This window comes from Streptomyces sp. NPDC001985 (assembly GCF_040296845.1).
Classification (GTDB): Bacteria; Actinomycetota; Actinomycetes; order Streptomycetales; family Streptomycetaceae; genus Streptomyces.
The window spans coordinates 45,917-67,015 of record NZ_JBEOYB010000036.1 but is presented as its reverse complement, the minus strand read 5'-3'; the positions used below and the strand labels follow the sequence as shown (position 1 = coordinate 67,015).

Annotated in this window: 15 protein-coding genes; 2 read left to right on the top strand and 13 right to left on the bottom strand. The window is 73.3% G+C overall.

Going from position 1 to position 21,099, the window contains the following annotated elements; genetic code table 11:
• Positions 1-3: 3 nt before the first annotated feature.
• The 7 genes from ABT122_RS18170 to ABT122_RS18140 all read right to left on the bottom strand — a co-directional run bounded on the left by ABT122_RS18170 (position 4) and on the right by ABT122_RS18140 (position 11,238).
• On the bottom strand, positions 4-828 hold the full coding sequence (locus tag ABT122_RS18170; protein ID WP_351552593.1) for a MerR family transcriptional regulator: 825 nt from the start codon (positions 826-828) through the stop codon (positions 4-6).
• Positions 829-994: 166 nt separating this feature from the next.
• Complete coding sequence (gene aceE, locus ABT122_RS18165; protein ID WP_351552590.1) at positions 995-3,664, bottom strand: pyruvate dehydrogenase (acetyl-transferring), homodimeric type; 2,670 nt, start codon at positions 3,662-3,664, stop codon at positions 995-997.
• A 397-nt stretch (positions 3,665-4,061) separates the two neighbouring features.
• Entirely contained in the window at positions 4,062-4,685 is a 624-nt protein-coding gene (locus tag ABT122_RS18160; RefSeq protein ID WP_351552587.1) for a GntR family transcriptional regulator, read from the bottom strand.
• Between the two features lie 128 nt (positions 4,686-4,813).
• Positions 4,814-6,709 (bottom strand): 2-oxoglutarate dehydrogenase, E2 component, dihydrolipoamide succinyltransferase, encoded by a 1,896-nt coding sequence (gene sucB / locus ABT122_RS18155; RefSeq protein ID WP_351552584.1) that lies wholly within the window; start codon positions 6,707-6,709, stop codon positions 4,814-4,816.
• An 89-nt stretch (positions 6,710-6,798) separates the two neighbouring features.
• Positions 6,799-8,187, bottom strand: a complete 1,389-nt coding sequence (lpdA, locus tag ABT122_RS18150; protein ID WP_351552581.1) for a dihydrolipoyl dehydrogenase — start codon at positions 8,185-8,187, stop codon at positions 6,799-6,801.
• Between the two features lie 515 nt (positions 8,188-8,702).
• Positions 8,703-10,232: a leucyl aminopeptidase gene (locus ABT122_RS18145; protein WP_351552578.1), complete on the bottom strand. Its 1,530-nt coding sequence runs from the start codon at positions 10,230-10,232 to the stop codon at positions 8,703-8,705.
• Positions 10,233-10,422: 190 nt separating this feature from the next.
• Entirely contained in the window at positions 10,423-11,238 is an 816-nt protein-coding gene (locus tag ABT122_RS18140; RefSeq protein WP_351552575.1) for an adenosylcobinamide-GDP ribazoletransferase, read from the bottom strand.
• Positions 11,239-11,276: 38 nt separating this feature from the next.
• On the opposite strand from ABT122_RS18140, the gene ABT122_RS18135 reads away from it, so the two are divergent.
• Positions 11,277-12,098 carry a hypothetical protein gene (locus tag ABT122_RS18135; protein ID WP_351552572.1) on the top strand — a complete coding sequence of 274 codons (822 nt, stop codon included), beginning with the start codon at positions 11,277-11,279 and terminating at the stop codon, positions 12,096-12,098.
• Here the strand turns inward: ABT122_RS18135 and ABT122_RS18130 are convergent.
• From ABT122_RS18130 to ABT122_RS18120, 3 genes are all read right to left on the bottom strand, one after another.
• Positions 12,095-13,906: a phosphatidylglycerol lysyltransferase domain-containing protein gene (locus tag ABT122_RS18130; protein ID WP_502976158.1), complete on the bottom strand. Its 1,812-nt coding sequence runs from the start codon at positions 13,904-13,906 to the stop codon at positions 12,095-12,097. The two genes, ABT122_RS18135 and ABT122_RS18130, sit on opposite strands and share 4 nt — an antisense overlap.
• A gap of 112 nt (positions 13,907-14,018) precedes the next feature.
• Positions 14,019-15,146, bottom strand: coding sequence for a nicotinate-nucleotide--dimethylbenzimidazole phosphoribosyltransferase (cobT, locus tag ABT122_RS18125; RefSeq protein ID WP_351552569.1), 1,128 nt, complete (start codon positions 15,144-15,146; stop codon positions 14,019-14,021).
• Between the two features lie 29 nt (positions 15,147-15,175).
• Entirely contained in the window at positions 15,176-16,375 is a 1,200-nt protein-coding gene (locus ABT122_RS18120) for a bifunctional adenosylcobinamide kinase/adenosylcobinamide-phosphate guanylyltransferase (RefSeq protein ID WP_351552566.1), read from the bottom strand.
• A gap of 89 nt (positions 16,376-16,464) precedes the next feature.
• Between ABT122_RS18120 and ABT122_RS18115 the strand changes: the two genes are divergently transcribed.
• Positions 16,465-16,671, top strand: a complete 207-nt coding sequence (locus ABT122_RS18115; protein WP_351552563.1) for a hypothetical protein — start codon at positions 16,465-16,467, stop codon at positions 16,669-16,671.
• A 579-nt stretch (positions 16,672-17,250) separates the two neighbouring features.
• On the opposite strand, the gene ABT122_RS18110 is transcribed toward ABT122_RS18115, so the two are convergent.
• From ABT122_RS18110 to ABT122_RS18100, 3 genes are all read right to left on the bottom strand, one after another.
• The gene (locus ABT122_RS18110; protein ID WP_351552560.1) at positions 17,251-18,369 is read right to left on the bottom strand and encodes a S1C family serine protease; all 1,119 of its coding nucleotides are present in this window, start codon (positions 18,367-18,369) and stop codon (positions 17,251-17,253) included.
• 83 nt (positions 18,370-18,452) lie between these two features.
• Positions 18,453-20,189, bottom strand: coding sequence for an ABC transporter ATP-binding protein (locus ABT122_RS18105; RefSeq protein WP_351552637.1), 1,737 nt, complete (start codon positions 20,187-20,189; stop codon positions 18,453-18,455).
• Positions 20,190-20,309: 120 nt separating this feature from the next.
• Positions 20,310-21,065: a class I SAM-dependent methyltransferase gene (locus tag ABT122_RS18100; RefSeq protein WP_351552634.1), complete on the bottom strand. Its 756-nt coding sequence runs from the start codon at positions 21,063-21,065 to the stop codon at positions 20,310-20,312.
• Positions 21,066-21,099 lie beyond the last annotated feature (34 nt).

The following is a 21,099-nucleotide window of genomic DNA, read 5'->3' as shown; positions in this document are numbered from 1 at the left end:
CCCTCAGGCCAGCCGCTCCTGGAGCTCCGTCACCCAGCCCTCACGGTCGCCGGGGCATTCGAGGGTCACCTCCCGGGCGTATCCCACCGCCCGGTGGCCGCCCGCGTCGAGCCAGCGGGCCAGGGTCTGGGCCGTGGCCAGCACGGTCTCCATCGAGCCCCGGTGCACGATCGTCGCGGCGCGCTCGACGGCCGGGAGGTCCACGACCGCGAAGTCCGGGCCGTCGCGCCGCTCCACCGAGGGCGGCACCGCGACCGCCGCGTGGACCAGGACGGCGCCCCCGCCCTCGGGCGCCGCCTCGTAGTGGGCGATACCGGGCCCGGCCGGCACCACCCCCGCCGCCCTCAGCCGGCCGAACAGCTCGTCGTACAGCGGTCCGATGACCGGCCCGATCTCCTCGGGCTGGAAGCCGGGTGCCACGGCCGTCAGCTCGGCCACCCGCACGGCCGGGACGCTCTTCACGATGACGTCGTCGACGGGCATGCGCCCCTCGCTCTCGATCGACCGGAGTCTCGCCTCGACCTGGCCCAGCCTGGCCGCCGAGGCGGCCATCGCCTCCTCCAGCTCGGCCCGCCGCAGCACGAGCATCCCGCGCAGCTCCTCCGTACCCACCCGCTCCTCCAGAATCCGCCGCACCTGTTCCAGGGTGAAGCCGAGATCCTTCAGGGCGATGATCCGGTTGAGCCGGGCGAGCTGGGCCGCCGCGTAGTAGCGGTAGCCGCTGAACGGGTCGGTGTGGTCGGGGCGCAGCAGCCCGATGGCGTCGTAGTGGCGCAGCATGCGGGCCGACACCCGGCCGTGCCGGGCGAAATCTCCGATGGTGAACATGGTGTCCCTCAGTACGGGGCCTCACACGGTGTCAAGGTCAACCGTCTCCGGCCGGGGGTTCCCGGAAGGCCGGCCCCCGCGCGGCCCGGACGGGGTGCCCCGGACAGCGGAACACCCCGGGCGGCCAGGAACAGCCAACCCGGGGTGCGGGAAACACAGCGAGCCGTCAGAGGCCGTAGCGCTCCCGTGCCTCCTTCACCGCGGAGGCCGGGATCTCGCCCCGCCGCGCCAGCTGGGCCAGGGCCGCGACCGTGATCGACTGCGCGTCGACACCGAAGTGGCGGCGGGCCGCCTCCCGGGTGTCCGAGAGACCGAAACCGTCCGTGCCGAGCGAGGACCAGTCCTGCTCCACCCACTGGCTGATCTGGTCCGGAACCTGGCGCATCCAGTCGCTGACCGCGAGCACCGGGCCCGGGGCGCCCTCCAGCACCTTGCGGACGTACGGGGTGCGCTCCTCGCCGCGCAGCAGCGCGGCGTCGCACTCCAGCGCGTCCCGGCGCAGCTCGCCCCAGGAGGTCGCCGACCAGACATCGGCCGTGACACCCCACTCGTCGGCGAGGACGCGCTGGGCCTCCAGGGCCCAGTGGATCGCCGTGCCGGAGCCGAGCAGCTGAATCCTGGGCGCGTCGGCGGACGCCGGGGTGCCCTCCTTGAAGCGGTACAGACCCCGGACGACGCCCTCCTCGACGCCCTCGGGCATCGCGGGCTGCGGCTTGGGCTCGTTGTAGACGGTGAGGTAGTAGAAGACGTCCTCGGCGTCCGGACCGTACATCCGGCGCAGACCGTCCTTGACGATCACCGCGATCTCGTACGCGAAGGCCGGGTCGTAGTTGAGCGAGGCCGGGTTCGTGGACGCGATCAGATGCGAGTGGCCGTCCGCGTGCTGGAGGCCCTCGCCCGTCAGGGTCGTGCGGCCGGCGGTGGCGCCGACGATGAAGCCCTTGCCGAGCTGGTCGGCGAGCTGCCACATCTGGTCGCCGGTGCGCTGCCAGCCGAACATCGAGTAGAAGATGTAGAACGGGATCATCGTCTCGCCGTGCGTCGCGTACGACGTGGCGGCGGCGATGAAGTCGGCCATGGCGCCGGCCTCGGTGATCCCCTCGTTGAGGATCTGGCCGTCCTTGGCCTCCTTGTAGTACATCAGCTGGTCGCGGTCGACCGGCTCGTACGTCTGGCCCATCGGGGAGTAGATGCCCGCCGAGGGGAAGAGCGACTCCATGCCGAAGGTGCGGGCCTCGTCGGGGACGATCGGGACCCAGCGCCTGCCGGTCTCCTTGTCCCGCATCAGGTCCTTCACCAGCCGGACGAAGGCCATGGTGGTGGCCATCTCCTGCTTGCCGGAGCCCTTCTCCAGGGCCTTGAAGGCACGCTCCTCGGGCGCGGGCAGCGCGGTGGCGATCACCCGGCGGGCCGGGGCGGGGCCGCCGAGGGCGGCGCGGCGCTCCTGGAGGTAGCGGACCTCGGGGGAGTCGGCGCCCGGGTGGCCGTAGGGCACCAGGCCGTCCTCGAAGGCGCTGTCCGGGATCGGGAGCCCGAGCAGCTCGCGCATGCCCTTGAACTCGTCGATCGACAGCTTCTTCATCTGGTGGTTGGCGTTCTTCGACTCGAAGCCCTTGCCGAGGGTGTAGCCCTTCACCGTCTGCGCGAGGACCACGGTCGGCGCGCCCTGGTGGGCCAGCGCCGCGCGGTAGGCCGCGTACACCTTGCGGGCCTCGTGGCCGCCGCGCGAGGTGTAGAAGCACTCGGCGATCTTCGCGTCGGGGAGCAGCTTCGCCAGCTCGGCGAGGGCCGGCTCGGCGCCGAAGAAGTGCTCGCGGATGTACGCGACATCGCGGGTGGCGTACGTCTGGAACTGGGCGTCCGGGACCGCGCGCAGCCGGCGGACCAGCGCGCCCGTGGTGTCGAGCTGGAACAGCTCGTCCCAGGCGGAGCCCCAGAGCGTCTTGACGACATTCCAGCCGGCGCCCCGGAACTGGGCCTCCAGCTCCTGCACCACCCGGAAGTTGGCGCGGACCGGGCCGTCGAGCCGCTGGAGGTTGCAGTTGATGACGAAGGTCAGATTGTCGAGCCGCTCGCGCGCGGCGAGCGCGAGTGCCGCCGTCGACTCGGGCTCGTCCATCTCGCCGTCGCCGAGGAAGGCCCAGACGTGCGACTGCGAGGTGTCCTTGATGCCGCGGTTGTGCAGATAGCGGTTGAAGCGCGCCTGGTAGATCGCGGAGAGCGGGCCGAGGCCCATGGAGACGGTGGGGAACTCCCACAGCCAGGGCAGCCGGCGCGGATGCGGGTACGAGGGCAGCCCGGCGCCGCCCGCCTCCTGGCGGAAGTTGTCGAGCTGCGCCTCGCTGACGCGGCCGTCGAGGAAGGCGCGGGCGTAGATGCCGGGGGAGGCGTGGCCCTGTATGTAGAGCTGGTCGCCGCTGCCGTCCGCCTCCTTGCCCCGGAAGAAGTGGTTGAAGCCGGTCTCGTAGAGCCAGGCCGCGGAGGCGAAGGTGGCGATGTGGCCGCCGACGCCGAACCGGGCGCCGCGCGTCACCATGGCGGCGGCGTTCCAGCGGTTCCACGCGGTGATCCGCGCCTCCATCTCCTCGTCGCCGTCGAGCGCGGGCTCGGCGGCGGTGGGGATGGTGTTGACGTAGTCGGTCTCCAGCAGGCGGGGCACGGGGACTCCGGCGGCTTCCGCGTGCTGGAGGGTGCGGCGCATCAGATACGCGGCGCGGTGCGGGCCGGCGTGCTGGGCGACGGCATCGAGGGAGGCCGCCCACTCGGCGGTCTCCTCGGTGTCGCGGTCCGGGAGCTGGTCGAGCTCGCTCGGAAGCTTGGCTACGGGGTCGGACATGTCGCCGCCTTCCGGACTGGAGGGGGTGGGGTGGAGAAAGATCGGGGGGCCGTGTCCGGCAGGACAGGGCGACGGGTGGGTGAACCCGAAACTGACTGTAAGCCGCTGATCGATGATCGATCAAAGTATTCGGAGGTAAAAGTTCTCCGGAGAGCGAAATTGGCATTCCGTGCCCCGAAAGGGGGCACCCGGTGCCGCTCGGATGCGCTGGTCAGTGGGCGTGTGAGCGGGTGTGCGAGCGGGCGGGGGCGGCCTCGCGGGCGGCCGGGCGAGGGGTCCCGGGCCGCGCCCGGGGGGCTTCGAGTGACCTCGGCAGGGGCGGTGAGGACCGTACGGGGCGGGGCCGTACGAACGGTCAGAGGGCGGGCCGGGCGGGCGGTCGCCGGGGGCGGGGTGGTCAGGGGCGGGGGGCGCAGCCCAGGACATGGGCCTTGACCAGGGGGCCGATGGCCGGGTCACGGCGCTGGAACGCCTCGACGAGCGCCTGGTGCTCCTCCGCGTACGACTGCTGCACCGTCCCCAGCCAGCGGATCGACAGCGCGGTGAAGACCTCGATGCCCAGCCCCTCCCAGGTGTGCAGCAGCACCGCGTTGTCCGCCGCGCGCACCAGCTCGCGGTGGAAGCCGACGGTGTGGCGCACCTGGCCGGCCGAGTCGCCCGCGCGGTCCGCCGCGTACAGCGCCGTCACATGCGGCTCCAGGGCCGAGCAGTCATCGGCCAGCCGGCCGGCCGCCAGCTCGGCGGCGATCTGCTCCAGCCCCGCCCGTACGGGGTAGCTCTCCTCCAGGTCCGCCGCGGTCAGGTTCCGCACCCGTACGCCCTTGTTCGGCGCGGACTCGATCAGCCGCAGGCTCTCCAGCTCCCGCAGCGCCTCACGGACGGGGGTCTGGGAGACCTGGAGCTCGGTGGCGATGCCCCGCTCCACGATTCTCTCCCCCGGCTTCCAGCGCCCGCTGACGATCCCCTCCACGATGTGGGCGCGGATCTGCTCCCGCAGCGATTGGACGACGGGCGGGGTCATGTGGGGGCTCCTTCAGGGCGGGTACAGCCCACCGATTATCCCCTTCCGGGGGGCGGGCCGGGCGAACGCGAGACGCCCCGCCCGGGGTTTCCCGGGCGGGGCGTCCGCTCACATCATGTGCTGCGGGCCTAGAGGCCCAGCTCCACCTCGAACTCGCCTGCTTCGAGGATCGCCTTGACCGTGGTCAGGTAGCGGGCGGCGTCGGCGCCGTCCACCAGACGGTGGTCGTAGGAGAGCGACAGGTACGTCATGTCACGGACGCCGATGACGGTGCCCTCGGCGGTCTCGATGACCGCCGGACGCTTGACCGTGGCACCGATGCCCAGGATGGCGGCCTGGTTCGGCGGCACGATGACCGTGTCGAACAGCGCACCGCGCGAACCGGTGTTGCTGACCGTGAAGGTCGCGCCCGCGAGGTCGTCGGGGCGGATCTTGTTGGAGCGCACGGCCCCGGCCAGCTCGGCGGTCTTCTTGGCGATGCCGGCGAGGTTCAGATCGCCCGCGCCCTTGATGACCGGCGTCATCAGACCCTTCTCGGAGTCCACGGCGATGCCGATGTTCTCCGAGTCGAAGTACGTGATGGTGCCCTCGTCCTCGTTGATCCGGGCGTTGACGATCGGGTGCGCCTTCAGCGCCTGCGCCGCGGCCTTCACGAAGAACGGCATCGGGGAGAGCTTGACGCCCTCACGGGCGGCGAAGCCGTCCTTGGCCTGGGCGCGCAGCCTCATCAGCTTGGTGATGTCGACCTCGACGACCGTGGTCAGCTGGGCCTGGCCGTGGAGCGCCTTCATCATGTTGTCGCCGATGAGCTTGCGCATCCGGGTCATCTTCACCGTCTGGCCGCGCAGCGGGGAGACCTCCAGGGAGGGCGCCTTCGCGGCGGCGGCCGGGGCGGCGGCGGCCGGAGCGGCCGGAGCGGCCGGTGCCTGCGCGGCGGCCCTGGCGGCCTCCGCGGCGGTGATGACGTCCTGCTTGCGGATGCGGCCACCGACGCCGGTGCCCTTGACCGAGGACAGGTCGACGCTGTTCTCGGCGGCGAGCTTGCGGACCAGCGGGGTGACATAGGCGTCACCGCCGCCGGAGGCCGGGGCGGCCGGAGCCTGCGCGGCGGGCGCCGGAGCCGGAGCGGGCGCCTGCGCGGGGGCCGGGGCGGCCGGGGCCTCCTGCGCGACCTGGGTCGGAGCCGGAGCCGGAGCCGGAGCCGGAGCCTCGGCCTTGGCCGGAGCGGGGGCCGGAGCCTCCTCCTTGGCGGGAGCCTCGGGAGCGGCGGCCGGGGCGGGCGCCTCGGCCCGGGCGGGAGCCTCCTCCTCGGCCGGCGCCGGAGCGGGCTCGGCCGGGGCGGCGGGAGCGGCCGGAGCCGAGCCCGGAGCACCGATCACGGCCAGCTTCGCGCCGACCTCGGCGGTCTCGTCCTCGCCGACCACGATCTCCAGCAGCACACCGGCGACCGGGGCGGGGATCTCGGTGTCGACCTTGTCGGTGGAGACCTCCAGCAGCGGCTCGTCGGCCTCGACCGACTCACCGACCTCCTTCAGCCAGCGGGTGACGGTGCCCTCGGTGACGCTCTCGCCGAGCGCCGGGAGGACCACGTCCGTGCCGCTCGCGCCACCGGCGGGAGCGGCGGGAGCCTCGGACTGGACCGGGGCCGGCTCGGTGGGCGCCTCGGCGGCCGGAGCGGCCTCCTCGGCGGCGGGAGCGGCCGGAGCGGGCTCCTCCGCCGGGGCGGGGGCCGCGGGGGCCTGTGCCTCCTCGGCGGCGGGGGCCGAGGACGCCTCGGACGCGCCCGAGCCGTCGTCGATGATGGCCAGCTCGGCACCGACCTCGACCGTCTCGTCCTCGGCGACCTTGATGGAGGCCAGCACGCCGGAGGCCGGGGCGGGGATCTCGGTGTCGACCTTGTCGGTGGAGACCTCCAGCAGCGGCTCGTCGGCCTCGACGCGCTCGCCCTCGGCCTTCAGCCAGCGGGTGACAGTGCCCTCCGTGACGCTCTCACCGAGCGCCGGAAGGGTTACGGAAACCGACATGGTTTCAGTTGCTCCTAACGATGGGGTCCCCGCTCAAGCGAAGCGCGAGCAGAGGAGAAGTGCGGAAGTGGTCGGGGCGCCCGAGGGGCTCAGTCATGGGCGTGCAGAGGCTTGCCCGCGAGGGCCAGGTGGGCCTCGCCGAGTGCCTCGTTCTGGGTCGGGTGCGCGTGGATGAGCTGCGCGACCTCGGCCGGCAGAGCCTCCCAGTTGTAAATGAGCTGCGCCTCGCCGATCTGCTCGCCCATCCGGTCACCGACCATGTGGACGCCGACCACGGCACCGTCCTTGACCTGGACGAGCTTGATCTCGCCCTGGGTCTTGAGGATCTTGCTCTTGCCGTTGCCGCCGAGGTTGTACTTCAGGACGACGACCTTGTCCGCACCGTAGACCTCCTTGGCCTTCGCCTCGGTGATGCCGACGGACGCGACCTCCGGGTGGCAGTAGGTCACCCGGGGGACACCGTCGTAGTCGACCGGGACGGTGTTCAGACCCGCGAGGCGCTCTGCCACCAGGATGCCCTCCGCGAAGCCGACGTGCGCGAGCTGGAGCGTGGGCACCAGGTCGCCGACGGCGGAGATCGTGGGGACATTGGTCCGCATGTACTCGTCGACCAGGACATAGCCGCGGTCCATCGCGACGCCCTGCTCCTCGTAGCCGAGACCGGCGGAGACCGGGCCGCGGCCCACGGCGACCAGCAGCACCTCTGCCTCGAAGGTCTTGCCGTCGGCGAGGGTGACGCGGACGCCGTCCTGGGTGTACTCGGCCTTCTCGAAGAAGGTGCCCAGGTTGAACTTGATGCCGCGCTTGCGGAAGGCGCGCTCAAGAAGCTTGGAGCTGTTCTCGTCCTCCACCGGGACCAGGTGCTTCAGCCCCTCGATCACGGTGACCTCGGCACCGAAGGACTTCCACGCGGAGGCGAACTCGACACCGATCACGCCGCCGCCCAGCACGATCGCGGACTTCGGTACGCGGTCGAGGCGCAGCGCGTGGTCGGAGGAGATGACGCGGTTGCCGTCGATCTCCAGGCCCGGCAGCGACTTCGGTACGGAGCCGGTGGCGAGCAGAAGGTGACGGCCCTGGACCCGCTGGCCGTTGACATCGACGGAGGTGGGGGAGGACAGCCGGCCCTCGCCCTCGATCACGGTGATCTTGCGGGAGGCGATCAGGCCCTGGAGGCCCTTGTACAGCCCCGCGATCACATCGTCCTTGTACTTGTGCACGGCTGCGACATCGATGCCCTCGAAGGTCGCCCGGACACCGAACTGCTCCGACTCGCGAGCCTGGTCGGCGATCTCGCCGGCGTGCAGCAGAGCCTTGGTGGGGATGCAGCCGTAGTGCAGGCAGGTACCGCCGACCTTGTCCTTCTCGATCAGGGCGACGTCCAGGCCCAGCTGGGCTCCGCGCAGCGCCGCAGCGTAACCGCCGCTACCGCCGCCGAGGATCACTAGGTCGAAAACGGTGCTGGCGTCGTTCGCCACGTCACGTCCTCCATGCATGTGCGCCGGGCGCCGGGCTCCCCTCACCCGGGGGGAACCGGCCGTTCGGCTGGTGTGCGGCCGATGTCTCGTCGGCCCTCTGGTGGGGCCCTGTCCTGCCGAGGACCCATCTTCGCACTTGTTGCGGAAAGACGGGACGCGGGGCCGGTCTCCGCGGGCGTCTGATCCGTCACCCCCGGGGCTCCGTGCCCGGGAAACGTCCCGGAGCGCCGCCCGATTCCGCCGCCGGACCCGTTTCGTCGACAGCGAACGGACCCGGCGGCGCGCCCGGGCGAGGGCCCCGGACCAGGGTACGAGCACGGGCTCCGGGCCAGGGGTACGAGCACGGGCTCCGGGCCAGGGGTACGAGCCCGGGTCCCGGGCAGGAGCCGGGAGCACGCCCCCGTACTCCCGCTCCCGGGCACGGGTGCGGCCCCGGTCCGCGGGACCGGGGCCGCACTGCCGAGCCGTCGTGCCGCCGGGCCGTGGCCGACGGGCCGCGACGCGGAGGGCGGGGCTCAGCCCAGCTCGCCGTCCGCGATCCGCTCCGCCAGCCGCACCAGGGTGCGGACCGAGGAGCCGGTGCCGCCCTTGGGCGTGTAGCCGTACGGCGCGCTCTCGTGGTACGCCGGTCCCGCGATGTCCAGGTGGGCCCAGGTGATGCCCTCACCCACGAACTCCTGGAGGAAGAGGCCCGCCACCAGGCCGCCGCCCATCCGCTCGCCCATGTTCGCCAGGTCGGCGGTGGGGGAGTCCATGCCCTTGCGCAGCTCGGGCGGGAGCGGCATCGGCCAGGACTGCTCGCCGACCTCCTCGGCCGTCTCGTGGACGGCCGTGCGGAAGGCGTCGTCGTTGGACATGACACCGAAGGTGCGGTTGCCCAGCGCCAGCATCATCGCGCCGGTGAGGGTGGCGACGTCCACGATCGCGTCCGGCTTCTCCTCGGACGCCTTCCACAGCGCGTCCGCGAGCACGAGCCGGCCCTCGGCGTCGGTGTTGAGGACCTCGACCGTCTTGCCGCTGTACATCCGCAGCACATCGCCGGGGCGGGTGGCCGAACCGGAGGGCATGTTCTCGGCGAGCGCCAGCCAGCCGGTGACATTGACCGCGAGCCCCAGCCGCGCGGAGGCGATGACGGCGGCGAAGACGGCCGCCGCACCGCTCATGTCGCACTTCATGGTCTCGTTGTGGCCGGCCGGCTTGAGCGAGATGCCGCCCGAGTCGTAGGTGATGCCCTTGCCCACCAGGGCGAGCGTCTTGGCGTCCTTGCCGGCGGTGTAGCTGAGCTTCACCAGGCGCGGCGGGTTCTGCGAGCCCTGGCCGACGCCGACGATGCCGCCGAAGCCGCCCTTGACGAGCGCCTTCTCGTCGAGGATCTGCACCTTGACGCCGTGCTCCTTGGCCGCGCCCGCGGCCAGCGCGGTGAACGTCTCGGGGGTGAGGTCGTTCGGCGGCATGTTGATCAGGTCGCGGGCGCGGTTCAGCTCCTCGGAGACCGCGATGGCGCGCTCGGCGGCGGCCTTGTACGCCTTGTCGCGCGGCTTGGCGCCCAGCAGGGCGACCTCGGCGAGCGGCAGCTTGGGCCCGCCGCTCTTCGCGCTCTTCTTGTCGCCGCCCTGGTAGGCGGTGAAGGAGTACGCCCCCAGAAGGGCGCCCTCGGCGATGGCCTGGGCGTCCTCCGCGGCCTCGATCGGCAGCGCGAAGGCGGCCTTCTTGGAACCGTTGAGCACCCGGGCCGCGGTGCCCGCGGCGCGGCGCAGGGTCTCGGCGCCGTAGGTCTCGTCCTTGCCCGGTACGGTCCCGAGGCCGACGGCCAGGACCACCGGCGACTTGATGCCGGCCGGCGAGGGAAGCTTGGTCACCTCGCCCTCGGAGCCGGTGGCCCCGAGGGTTTCGAGTACGGCGGCGAGCTTTCCGCCGAACGCCTTGTCCACGGCCTCCGCGCCCGGCGTGACCACCGGGCCCTTGGCGCCCTTCGCGACCCCGACGACAAGGGCGTCGGCGCGCAGCGTCGCAGCGCCGGCAGTGCTGAGAGTGAGAGCAGTCACGGTGGTGAAATCTCGCTTCCGTTGAGTTCCAAGGCCTTTGGGGGCCGTTGAGGGGATAGGTCGACACCCCGCCCGGCAAAAGCGTACGCGCGGTCACCTTCGCTGCTCACGGCGGCGGTGGTGCCGGTGCGCGGCACTTCGGCTGTACGGGGGTTCAGGAGCGCGCGCCGGTGCGCGGGTGCCCGGCCGGTCACCCGAGGACCAGCGCGATCAGAGTGACGGTCGCCGCCGTCTCCGCGACGCCGCCGAAGACATCGCCGGTGACCCCGCCGAAGCGGCGGACGCAGTGCCCCAACAGGGCCTGTGCGGCGAGGAGTCCGGCCAGGACCGCGAGGGCCTGGTGGGCGGCGCCCCAGCCGCCGAGGAGGGCGCCCGCGCCCGCGCAGCCGGCGGTGACCGCGGCCGCCGCCGCCAGCGCGAGCGGTACGGGAACGGTCCCCGCGACCGCGGCGCCCAGGCCCTGCGGCCGGGCCGCGGGGACCCCGGCGCGGGAGGCGAGGGTGAGGGCGAGCCGGGCGGTGACGCCGGAGACCACGGCCGCCACCGCGCCGTGCGCCCAGCTCTCGCCGTACAGTTCGGCGACGGCCGCGACCTGCGCGAGCAGGACGAACAGCAGGGTGATCACCCCGAAGGGGCCGATGTCCGACTGCTTCATGATCCGCAGGGCGTCCTCGGCGGGTCTGGCGCTGCCCAGTCCGTCGGCGGTGTCGGCGAGACCGTCCAGATGCAGCCCCCGGGTCAGCGCGGCGGGGACGGCGACGGTCGCCGCGGCCGCGAGGGCGGGACCGGCCCCGAGCAGGGTGAGCAGCCCGCCCGCGCCCGCCGCGAACAGACCCACCACCAGCCCCGCCAGCGGGGCGCAGAGCATCCCGGCGCGGGCCGCGTCCCGGTCCCAGCGGGTGACCCGGACGGGCAGGGCGGTGAGGGTGCCGAAGGCGAAACGTATACCGGTCACCCGCCGAAGCGTAGCCCGCTCCTCCTCTCCCACAAGCGGTAAATTGCGCATACCGCTCGAAGGGGAGCAATCCAAGGGGAGCACCGCATATGGGCCGCTGGTTCCACGACAACATCATCGAGCCGGGGAAGCTGCCCATGCTGCTCGCGCTCGGCTCCTTCGTGCTCACCTTTCTGATCACCCGCACCATCACCCGGCTGATCCGGGCCGGCCGAGGGCCGTTCCGCGACCTCAGCAGCTCCGGCGGGACCCATATCCACCATGTGGTGCCCGGTGTGGTGCTCATGGTGGTCGGCGGCTTCGGCGCGGTCGGCAGCGGACGGTACGGGGTGACCGCCGCCGTCTGCGCGGTCGTCTTCGGGGTCGGGGCGGGGCTGGTGCTCGACGAGTTCGCCCTGATCGTCCATGTCGACGACGTCTACTGGACCGAGCAGGGGCGGCAGAGCGTGGAGGTCGTCGTCCTCGCCACCGCGCTCGCCCTGCTGGTGATCAGCGGGTTCTCGCCGCTCGACGTGGACTCCCTCAGCCCGGGGGAGCGCCAGGACCGGGTCACCTTCGTCGGCACCCTGGTGCTGAACTTCCTCCTCGTGCTGATCACCCTGCTCAAGGGGAAGCCCCGGCTGGCGCTCATCGGCACCCTCGTCCCCTTCGTCGCCGTCCTCGGCGCGCTGCGGCTGGCCCGCCCCGCCTCGCCCTGGGCCCGGCGCTGCTACCGCGACCGCCCGAGGGCCCGCGCCCGGGCGGCCCTGCGCTCCTACCGCCACGACCGCCGCTGGGACGGCCCGCGCCGCAGATTCCAGGACCTGATCGGCGGCACCCCCGGCCCGCCGCCACTTCCCCCGCCCGGCCCGCCGCCCGGCCCGCCTTCCGGTCCCGGTCCCGGTCCCGGTTCCGCGCGGAAGGAGCCCTAGGGTTCCCGGCGGCCCTCCAGATGTCTGCGGTGCAGCCACTTCGGCAGCCCCGGGGCCTCCAGGAAGCCCTCCGCGCGCCCCGCCGCGATCCCGATGCGCAGCAGATCGGCGCTCTTCTCGAAGAGCAGGAACCGGGGCTCCCAGATCGGCCGGTACTTGGCGTTGGCCCGGTACAGCGACTCGATCTGCCACCAGCGGGAGAAGAAGGTCAGCAGCGAGCGCCAGAGCCGCAGCACCGGCCCCGCGCCCAGCCGTGAGCCGCGCTCGAAGACCGAGCGGAACATCGCGAAGTTCAGCGACACCTGGGTGATCCCGAGCGCCTTCGCCCGCTGGAGCAGCTCGATCACCATGAACTCCATCAGACCGTTCCCGGAGTCCCGGTCGCGCCGCATCAGATCGAGCGAGAGGCCCTCCGGGCCCCAGGGCACAAAGCTCAGCACCGCCCGCAACCCGCCCTCGGCGTCGGTGCACTCCAGCATCACGCAGCGGCCGTCGCCGGGGTCGCCGAGCCGCCCCAGCGCCATGGAGAAGCCGCGCTCGGTGGCCCCGTCGCGCCAGTCGTCGGCGCGCCGCAGCAGCACCTCCATCTCCTCGGCCGGGATCTCCTCGTGGCGCCGGACGCGCACCTCGTACCCGGCGCGCCGGACCCGGTTGTACGCCTGCCGGACGGTGCGCATGGCCCGCCCCTCCAGGGTGAAGTCGACGGTCTCCACGATCGCCTCGTCGCCCAGTTCCAGCGCGTCGAGACCGTGCCGGGCGTAGACCGTCCCCGCCTCCTCGCCCGCGCCCATCACGGCGGGAATCCAGCCGTGCCGGCGCGCCTCGCCGAGCCAGGGCTCGATCGCGCCGGGCCACGCCTCCGGGTCGCCGATCGGATCGCCCGATGCCAGGCTCACTCCGCCCACGACCCGGAAGACGACCGCGGCCTTGCCGGTGGGGGACCACACCACGCTCTTCTCCCGGCGCAGCGCGAAGTAGCCCAGCGAGTCGCGCTCGCCGTGCCGGTCGAGCAGGGCGCGCAGCCGCTCCTCGTCCTCCTCGGTGAGCGGGTCGACGGCCCGGCGCGAGCGGAAGGCCGCGTACAGCAGCGCCAGCACCAGCACGGTGGAGGCGGCGTTGATGACGACATCGACCCAGCCGGGGGTGGCGATGCCCGGGAAGTGCCGGTCGTCGGCGGCGAGCGAGACCAGCCGCATCACCCCGTACCGCCAGCGCTCCAGGAAGGTGGAGCCGCTGGTGGCGGTGTTGGTGGCGGTCACCAGCAGGGCCGCGAGGAGCGAGGTGGCCAGCAGCCCGAGGACGGCGACGGTGGCGGCGAGGAGGGGGTTGGAGCGGTCCCCCACCGCGTAGAACTCCCGCCGGCCCAGCAGCAGCGCCAGTACGAAGGCGGCGGTGAGGGCGAGCGAGACCCAGTTCTGAGGGCGCGCCCGGAACTGCGGCTCGACGGCCACGGCGAGGACGAAGACCGCCAGGACCAGCCCGCCGAGGACCAGATTGAGAATCCAGGCGGCCCGCTTGCGGCGGCGCATGGTGATCGCCAGGAAGAGGGTGAAGACCCCGGACGCGAACCCCGCGGTCAGCAGATACGGGGTGAAGAGGGCGTCCTCGTTGTGGCGGCGGACATCCTGCCCGAACGAGACCCAGACGGCGCTGAGGATGTTGAGGAACGCGACCGCCCGCAGATACCAGACGGCGAAGGCCGCCCCGCGCCGGGAGGCCGTGCCCCCGCCCGGGGCGGAACCGGAGCCGCCGGTACTGCCGGTACCGCCGGCGCTGTCGGCACTGCTGGACAAGCGGACCTCTCCCATGAAGAGCGTTGAACGCGAGGAATGCCGCGCGTGCCGCGAAACAGGGCATCGCTCGCCAGGGGAGGCGAGGGTACGGCCACCACCCGGTGCCGGGACCGTACCCGCGCGTCCGTCAGTCCGTGTCGCTCCCCGCCCGCTCCGGGACCACCGGGGTGGCCCCCGGAGTCTCCTCCCGGGCGGTCCCCGCCGCCGGAGCCGGACGCTCCGGCAGCTCGGCGGCGAGCGCCGCCGCGGCCTGGACGAGGGGGAGTGCGAGCAATGCCCCGGTTCCTTCCCCCACAGTGACGCCGTGGTCGAGCAGCGGGTTGAGCGCCATCCGGTCCAGCGCCTTCGCCTGGGCCGGCTCCCCGCTCACCTGACCCGCCAGCCACCAGTCCGGCGCCCGGAACGCCGCCCGCTGCGCGACCAGCGCGCACGCCGCCGAGACCACCCCGTCCAGGATCACCGGCATCCGGCGCACCGCGCTCTGGAGCAGGAACCCGGTCATGGCGGCCAGATCCGCGCCGCCCACCGCCGCCAGCAGCTCCAGCTGGTCGCCCAGGACCGGCCGGGCCCGCCGCAGCGCGTCCCTGACCGCCGCGCACTTGCGCATCCACGCCAGATCGTCGATGCCCGCGCCGCCGCGCCCGGTGACCACCGAGGCGTCCGTCCCGCAGAGCGCCGCGATCAGCACCGCGGCGGAGGTGGTCCCGCCGACGCTCAGATCGCCCAGGACCACCAGATCCGTGCCCGAGTCGGCCTCCTCGTCGGCGATGGCCATCCCGAGCCGGACCGCCCGCTCGGCCTCGTCCGCCGTCAGCGCGTCCTCGACATCGATCCGGCCGCTGCCGTGCCGCACCCGGTGGCGCGTGATCTCCCCGGGCAGCTCCCCGGGGTCGGACGCCAGACCGGCGTCCACCACCCGCAGCGGCACCCGGAACCGGCGGGCCAGCACCGCGACCGGGCTCGCGCCCTCCAGCACGGCCCGCACCAGCAGATGCGCCGAACCGGCCGGGCGGCCGGAGACATCCAGCGACGCCACCCCGTGGTCCCCGGCGAACAGCACCACACGGGGCTGCTCGATGGGCTTCACCGGCACCGCCGCGCGCGCGGCCGACAGCCACTCGCCCAGTTCGTCGAGGCGGCCGAGAGCACCGGGCGGGACGATCAGCCGCTCCCTGCGTTCCTCGGCGTCACGCCGGACACCGCTGTCGGGGCGCTCGATCAGATCGGAGAAGTCATCGAGATTCAGCCTGCTCATTCGCCGAACAGTACCGGGTGCGCGCCGGCTCAGTTCCGGAGCACCAGCGCCTGCCCGGCGACCACCAGCACCACCTGCTCGCACTCCGCCGCGAAGGCCGCGTTGAGCCGGCCCAGCTCATCGCGGAAACGCCGTCCCGACGCGGTCGCCGGGACCACGCCCGACCCCACCTCGTTGGTCACCGCGACGACGGTACGAGGGGTCCGCCGCACCGCGCCGACCAGCTCGGCCACCCGCTCCCGCAGCGCCCGCTCGCCCCCCTCGTACCAGGTCGCGTCCTCCCAGGCGCCCGCCCGGTCCATCGCGTCGGTCAGCCAGAGCGAGAGACAGTCGATCAGGAGCGGCGGGCCGTCGTCGCCGAGCAGCGGCGCCAGGTCGCAGCTCTCGTCGGTACGCCAGGAGGCGGGCCGGCGCTCCCGGTGCAGCCGCACCCGGTCCGCCCACTCCGCGTCCCCCGCGCGCCGGCCGCCCGTGGCCACGTACAGCACATCGGGGAAGGTCTCCAGACGGCGCTCGGCCTCCACCGACTTCCCCGAGCGCGCGCCGCCGGTGACCAGGGTGCGGCGCGGGACGTCCGGTACGGCGTGGTACTCGCCGACGATCAGCGTCGTCCCGTCCGGCACGGCCCGCGCCCCGGCCGCGGAGAGCCTGCGCTCCAGCTCCGGGCCGCCCGGGACGTCGTGGTCCAGATGGACCGCGATGACATCGGTGGTCGCGCCGATGGCGCCGGCGGCGCGCAGCCGGGCGATGGCGTCCGGGCGGCCGGTCACATCGGCGACCACCATCTCGTACGCCGCGAGGCCCTCGGCGAGACCGGCCGGGGCGCCCCCCGGCGGGAGGTACAGCAGCCGGTCGCCCTCGGGGGAGGTCACCTCGTACCCCGTGCCCGGGTGGTCCATGGCCACGGCCCGCACCCGGTGGCCGCTGATCAGGGTCAGCACCCGCCCGTCGGGCACCCGGCCCGGCGCGGGGAGCCCCGCCGGGACATCGACGGCGGGGCCGTCGTGGGGGTGCGTCAACAGCACCTGCCGCACCCCCACGAGCGAGTGGCCGGCCCGCGCGGCGGCGAGCGCGGCCCCCGGGGTGAGGTCGAGCAGCAGCGCCCCGTCCACCAGCAGCGCGGTGGCGGCCCGCGCACGGGGACCGCGGGCGGCGGCACAGACGGCACAGGGGCAGTCGGGCCGGGGGAGGCCGGCGGGGGCGCCGGTGCCGAGCAGAGTCAGTTCCACCCCCTGATCCTCCCGCGTCGGCGCGAGCCGTGCGCGCCCGGCTACGCTGCGGGCAGGACAGAGATCACTTCAGGGCCCTGGAGGCGGACATGGCATGGACGTGGCGGTTCGAGAAGTCCGACGGGACGGAGGTCCGGCCGGCGGTGGAGCCGGAGGAGTTCACCACGCAGGGGGACGCGGAGTCGTGGATCGGTGAGCACTGGAGGGCTCTGAAGGAGGGCGGTGCGGATGCGGTGACCCTCTCCGAGGACACCACGAAGATCTACGGCCCCATGAGCCTCGACGCCCCGGAGTAGCCCTCCCCGGCGCCCGCCCGCCCGGCACGGGGCCCCGCGCCCCGGACCCCGTCCCGAGGGGCCCGCACCCGTGCGGGTCGCCTGTGGCCCGGGGTCCGTCCTCAAACGCCGGACGGGCTGGTTCTTTCAGCCTCTCCGGCGTTTGAGGAGCGGGGGTTCGGGGGCTGGTCTCCGACGGTGGGTCGTAGCGTGACGGGGTCCTGTGGTGCGGGGTCCGTCCTCAAGCGCCGGACGGGCTGGGTTTGCTGGGGTTGCCCGTGGTGCGGGGTCCGTCCTCAAGCGCCGGACGGGCTGGGTTTGCTGGGGTTGCCTGTGGTGCGGGGTCCGTCCTCAAGCGCCGGATGGGCTGGGTTTGCTGGGGTTGCCTGTGGCCCGGGGTTCGTCCTCATGGGCCGGATGGGCTGGTTGTTTCAGCCTCTCCGGCGTTTGAGGAGCGGGGGTTCGGGGGCTGGTCCCCGACCGTGGCCCGCAGGGTGCGGGGGCCACGCGCCGGGGCGGGCGGGTTTGATCGGGGCCCGAGGCCCGGGGGCGTGCTCAGGCGTTGGGCCGGCCGGGTTCGCCCGGTGCGGGGCCCGGGGGTCAGACCTCGCCCAGGGTGACCTCCGCCGTCTTCGACGCCCCGCCACGCGTAAACCCCACCACCACCCTCTCCCCCGGCTCATCCCCCGCCAGCGCCTCCGCCAGCGACGTGATCGACGTGATCTCCACCGACCCCACCTTCCTGATGATGTCCCCCGCCCTCAACCCCCCTTTGTCCGCCGCACCCCCCTTCACCACCTCCACCACCGCCGCCCCCGCCGGCTGGTAGTTGTCGTCCAGCACCGTCCGCGCCGTGATCTCCAGCGCCGCTCTCCCCGAGTCCGTGACCTTCCCCTTCTGGATGATCTGGTCCGCGACCGTCGTCACCATCGACACCGGGATCGCGAACCCGATCCCCGGCGCCGACCCTTCCCCCAGCTCCGGATCGGTCGCCGCCAGTGTCGGGATGCCGATCACCTCGCTGTCCAGGTTCACCAGCGCGCCCCCGCTGTTCCCCGGGTTGATCGCCGCCGAGGTCTGCACCATGTTCCCGATGGTCGCCCCCGTCCCCCCGTTCGTGGCGCTCTCGCTCACCGTGCGGCCGATCCCGGAGACGATGCCCTGGGTCACGCTGCTGGAGAGCCCGAGCGGCGAGCCCATCGCCAGGACGATCTGCCCCACCGCCACCTCGGACGAGTCGCCGAACCGGGCGGCCTTCAGCCCGGCGGGCACCCGTTCCAGCTTGATGACCGCGAGATCCTGCTCCGGGTACGACGAGACCAGCTTCGCGGTCAGCGGCTCCTCCCCGGTCGCCACCGTGACCAGGAAGGACCGCCCCTCGCCCACCACATGGGCGTTGGTGATCACATGGCCCTTGCTGTCGTAGACGATGCCGGACCCCAGGCTGTTCCCGGCCTCGATCTGGACGACCGACGGGAGCACATCCCTGATCACGGTCTCGTAGTCGGTCTGGAGGTCGTTCGCCATCTTGGGGGGCACCGCGCGCGTCGAGTTCTCCGGCTGCCACGCCGCCGCCGGCGGCCGCTCACCGCCCTGGAGAACGCCCGAGCAGCCCCCCACGAGGGCCGCGGCGCAGACCCAGGCGGTCAGCGCCGCCAGCCGCCGCCGGAAGCGGCGGGCAGCGCGGCGCGGCGGGTGCGGACGAGGGGATATATCCATGCCCGGAGTATCCCTTTCGCCCCGATGTGCTGGCATGTCGTACGCCGCCGAACCGGTGACCCCCGCTCACCCGGCGGCGGGGCTCACTCCGGCACCGTCGCCAGGAACTGTGTCGCCGCCAGCTCCCCGTACAGCGGATCTCCGGCCACCAGCTCCGCGTGGGTCCCCACCGCGCGTACCCGCCCCGCGTCCATCACCACGATCCGGTCCGCCAGCGTCACCGTCGACAGCCGGTGCGCCACCACCAGCACCGTCACCTCCCGGGCCACCTCCGTGACCACGTCCCGCAGCGCCAGCTCATTGACCGCGTCGAGCTGCGAGGTCGCCTCGTCGAGCAGCAGCAGCCTCGGCCGCCGCAGCAGCGCCCGCGCTATCGCCACCCGCTGGCGCTCCCCGCCGGACAGCTTGGAGCCCCGGTGGCCCACCACCGTGTCGAGCCCCTCGGGCAGCCGCGCGACCAGGGTGTCGAGCCGCGCCCGGACGAGAACGTCCTGAATCTGCTCGTCCGTGGCCTCCGGCGCCGCGAAGACCAGATTCTCCCGCAGGGTCCCCGCCAGTACCGGGGCGTCCTGCTCGACATAGCCGATGGCGGCGCGCAGCCGCGCGGTCGGCCAGTCGCGCACATCCCTGCCGTCGACGAGGACCCGCCCGCCGGTCGCCTCGTAGAACCGTTCGATCAGCCCGAACACGGTGGTCTTCCCCGCTCCCGAGGGCCCCACGAAGGCGGTCATCCCCGCCCCCGGCACCTCGAAGGAGACCCCGTGATGGACCGGGGGGAGATCGTCCCGGTAGCGGAAGGCCACGTTCTCGAAGACGACGGACGCGGCCCCGGCCGCCACCGGCCCCGCCCCGCCCAGCTCCTCGGTCTCCAGACGCTCCGCCTCCACGATCCGCGCGATGGCCGCCGAGCCCTCCTGGTACTGGGTCGCCGCCTCCACCAGCTTCGACACCGGGTCGATCAGATAGAAGAGGAAGAGCAGGAACGCCACCAGGGTCGAGACCGAGATCGCCCCGGAGGCCACCCGCGCCCCGCCGATGCCGAGCACCGCGAGGAACGACACCTGCACCGCGAGCCCCACCGACGACCACGCCACGGACTCCCACTTGGCGGACCGGACGCCATGGCGCCAGGCCTCCTCGGCCGCCCCGGTCACCGCGGCGGCCTCGCGCTCCTCCGCGCCGGACGCCTTGAGGGTGCGGAAGGCCCCGAAGGCGCGCTCCAGGCCGGTGGATATCTCGCCGACGGCCTCCTGGGCCCGCTGCGCCGCCTTGGCGATCCTCGGCATCACCACTCCGACGGCCCCGCCGACCAGCACGATCACCCCGAGCGTGACCCCGAGCAGCACCAAGTCCATCATGCCCATCAGCACGACGGTGGCGATGGCGGTGAGCCCGCCGGTGGCCGCCGAGACGATCGACTGGGTGGTCACCGCCCGCAGCAGCGTGGTGTCGGAGGTGACCCGGGACATCAGATCGCCCGGCTGGCTCCGCTCCATCTCCGGCAGCCGCAGCCGCAGCAGCCGTCCGATCAGGGTGCGCCGGGCGGCCAGCACCACGGACTCGGCGGTGCGGCCGAGGATGAACCCGCCGAACGCCTCGATCACCGTGCCGCACACCACCAGCGCGGTGAGCGCGATCAGGATCGAGGTGATCGGCTGATCGCCGCCGAGCCGGTCGACCAGCTCCTTGGCCGCCAGCGGCTGGAGCAGTCCGGTGACGGCGCCGATCAGGGTCAGGAAGGCACCGAGAGCGACCAGCCCCCGGTGCGGGCGGAAGTGCCCGTAGAGGGCCCGCCAGGTCTCCCCGGCGGAGAGTCTCACCGGGGGTCTGTCGTTCTCTGTCCGGTTCTCGTTCTCGTTCTTTTCCTTGGTTTCCGCGTTCGTCACTGGGGTGAGGACGCGGAAACCGCCTCGCCGCCTGAGCGGAGGGCGCGGAAAGTTCTACGCGTCCCGCGCGCCGCAGAGATGCAGCAGTGCCGCGATCCCCCGGTACGGATCGGTCCGCCCGGCCCGGTCCTCCGCCGTGAGCTGCCGCCCCAGCGCGTCCCCGGAGCCGGCGCCGGAGCCGGTGGTCTCGGCCGCTCCGGTGGTCCCGGAGCTCCGCCCGGTGAAGACCTGCACGCCGTACCAGGCGTGCAGCGGGGCCGCGATCCCGGCCAGGGTCGCGGTGAGCGCCGCCAGCCGGTCGGCGCGCACGGCACCGCCCCGGCGGTCGGTGGCCCCCTCCGCGTCCAGCGCGGTCAGGGCTCCGTCCCAGTCGCCGGCCAGTCCGGGGCCCAGCGCCAGCGCGTCGGCGTTGCGGACGAGGAGGGAGAGGAGCCCGCGCGGCGCCAGCATGCGGGCGAGCCCGGCCAGCGTCGCGTGCGCGTCCGGCTCCGGCGAGTCCATCAGCACCCGGTGGCAGAGCACCACATCGAAGCTCCCGGGGGTGAAGTGGACCCCGGTCTCCCGGCAGTCGCCCTCGATCAGCCGGACCCGCTCACGGATGCCCTCCGGCTCGGTCGCCAGCGTCTCCCGGGCCCGCCCGAGCAGCCCGGGATCGGACTCCAGACCGGTGACCTCATGGCCCGCGCGGGCCAGCCGCAGCGCCTGGCCGCCCCGGCCCATGCCGACATCCAGCACCCGCAGCCGCTGGCCCACGGGGAAGCGGGCCACGATCTGCTCGTCGAGCTGGCGGGTCAGCAGCTCCCGGCGGATCGCCGAAGGAGTGATCTCCGCCGCTTCGGCCGCA

What these genes read in the sequence shown, in the direction of transcription:
- ABT122_RS18135 (WP_351552572.1), top strand. Translation starts at nt 11,277, where the DNA reads ATGGGCCGCTGGTTCCACGACAACATCATCGAGCCGGGGAAGCTGCCC.
- aceE (WP_351552590.1), bottom strand. Translation starts at nt 3,664, where the DNA reads ATGTCCGACCCCGTAGCCAAGCTTCCGAGCGAGCTCGACCAGCTCCCG.
- ABT122_RS18130 (WP_502976158.1), bottom strand. Translation starts at nt 13,906, where the DNA reads ATGGGAGAGGTCCGCTTGTCCAGCAGTGCCGACAGCGCCGGCGGTACC.
- ABT122_RS18170 (WP_351552593.1), bottom strand. Translation starts at nt 828, where the DNA reads ATGTTCACCATCGGAGATTTCGCCCGGCACGGCCGGGTGTCGGCCCGC.
- ABT122_RS18110 (WP_351552560.1), bottom strand. Translation starts at nt 18,369, where the DNA reads ATGGATATATCCCCTCGTCCGCACCCGCCGCGCCGCGCTGCCCGCCGC.
- ABT122_RS18115 (WP_351552563.1), top strand. Translation starts at nt 16,465, where the DNA reads ATGGCATGGACGTGGCGGTTCGAGAAGTCCGACGGGACGGAGGTCCGG.
- cobT (WP_351552569.1), bottom strand. Translation starts at nt 15,146, where the DNA reads ATGAGCAGGCTGAATCTCGATGACTTCTCCGATCTGATCGAGCGCCCC.
- ABT122_RS18160 (WP_351552587.1), bottom strand. Translation starts at nt 4,685, where the DNA reads ATGACCCCGCCCGTCGTCCAATCGCTGCGGGAGCAGATCCGCGCCCAC.
- ABT122_RS18140 (WP_351552575.1), bottom strand. Translation starts at nt 11,238, where the DNA reads ATGCGCAATTTACCGCTTGTGGGAGAGGAGGAGCGGGCTACGCTTCGG.
- sucB (WP_351552584.1), bottom strand. Translation starts at nt 6,709, where the DNA reads ATGTCGGTTTCCGTAACCCTTCCGGCGCTCGGTGAGAGCGTCACGGAG.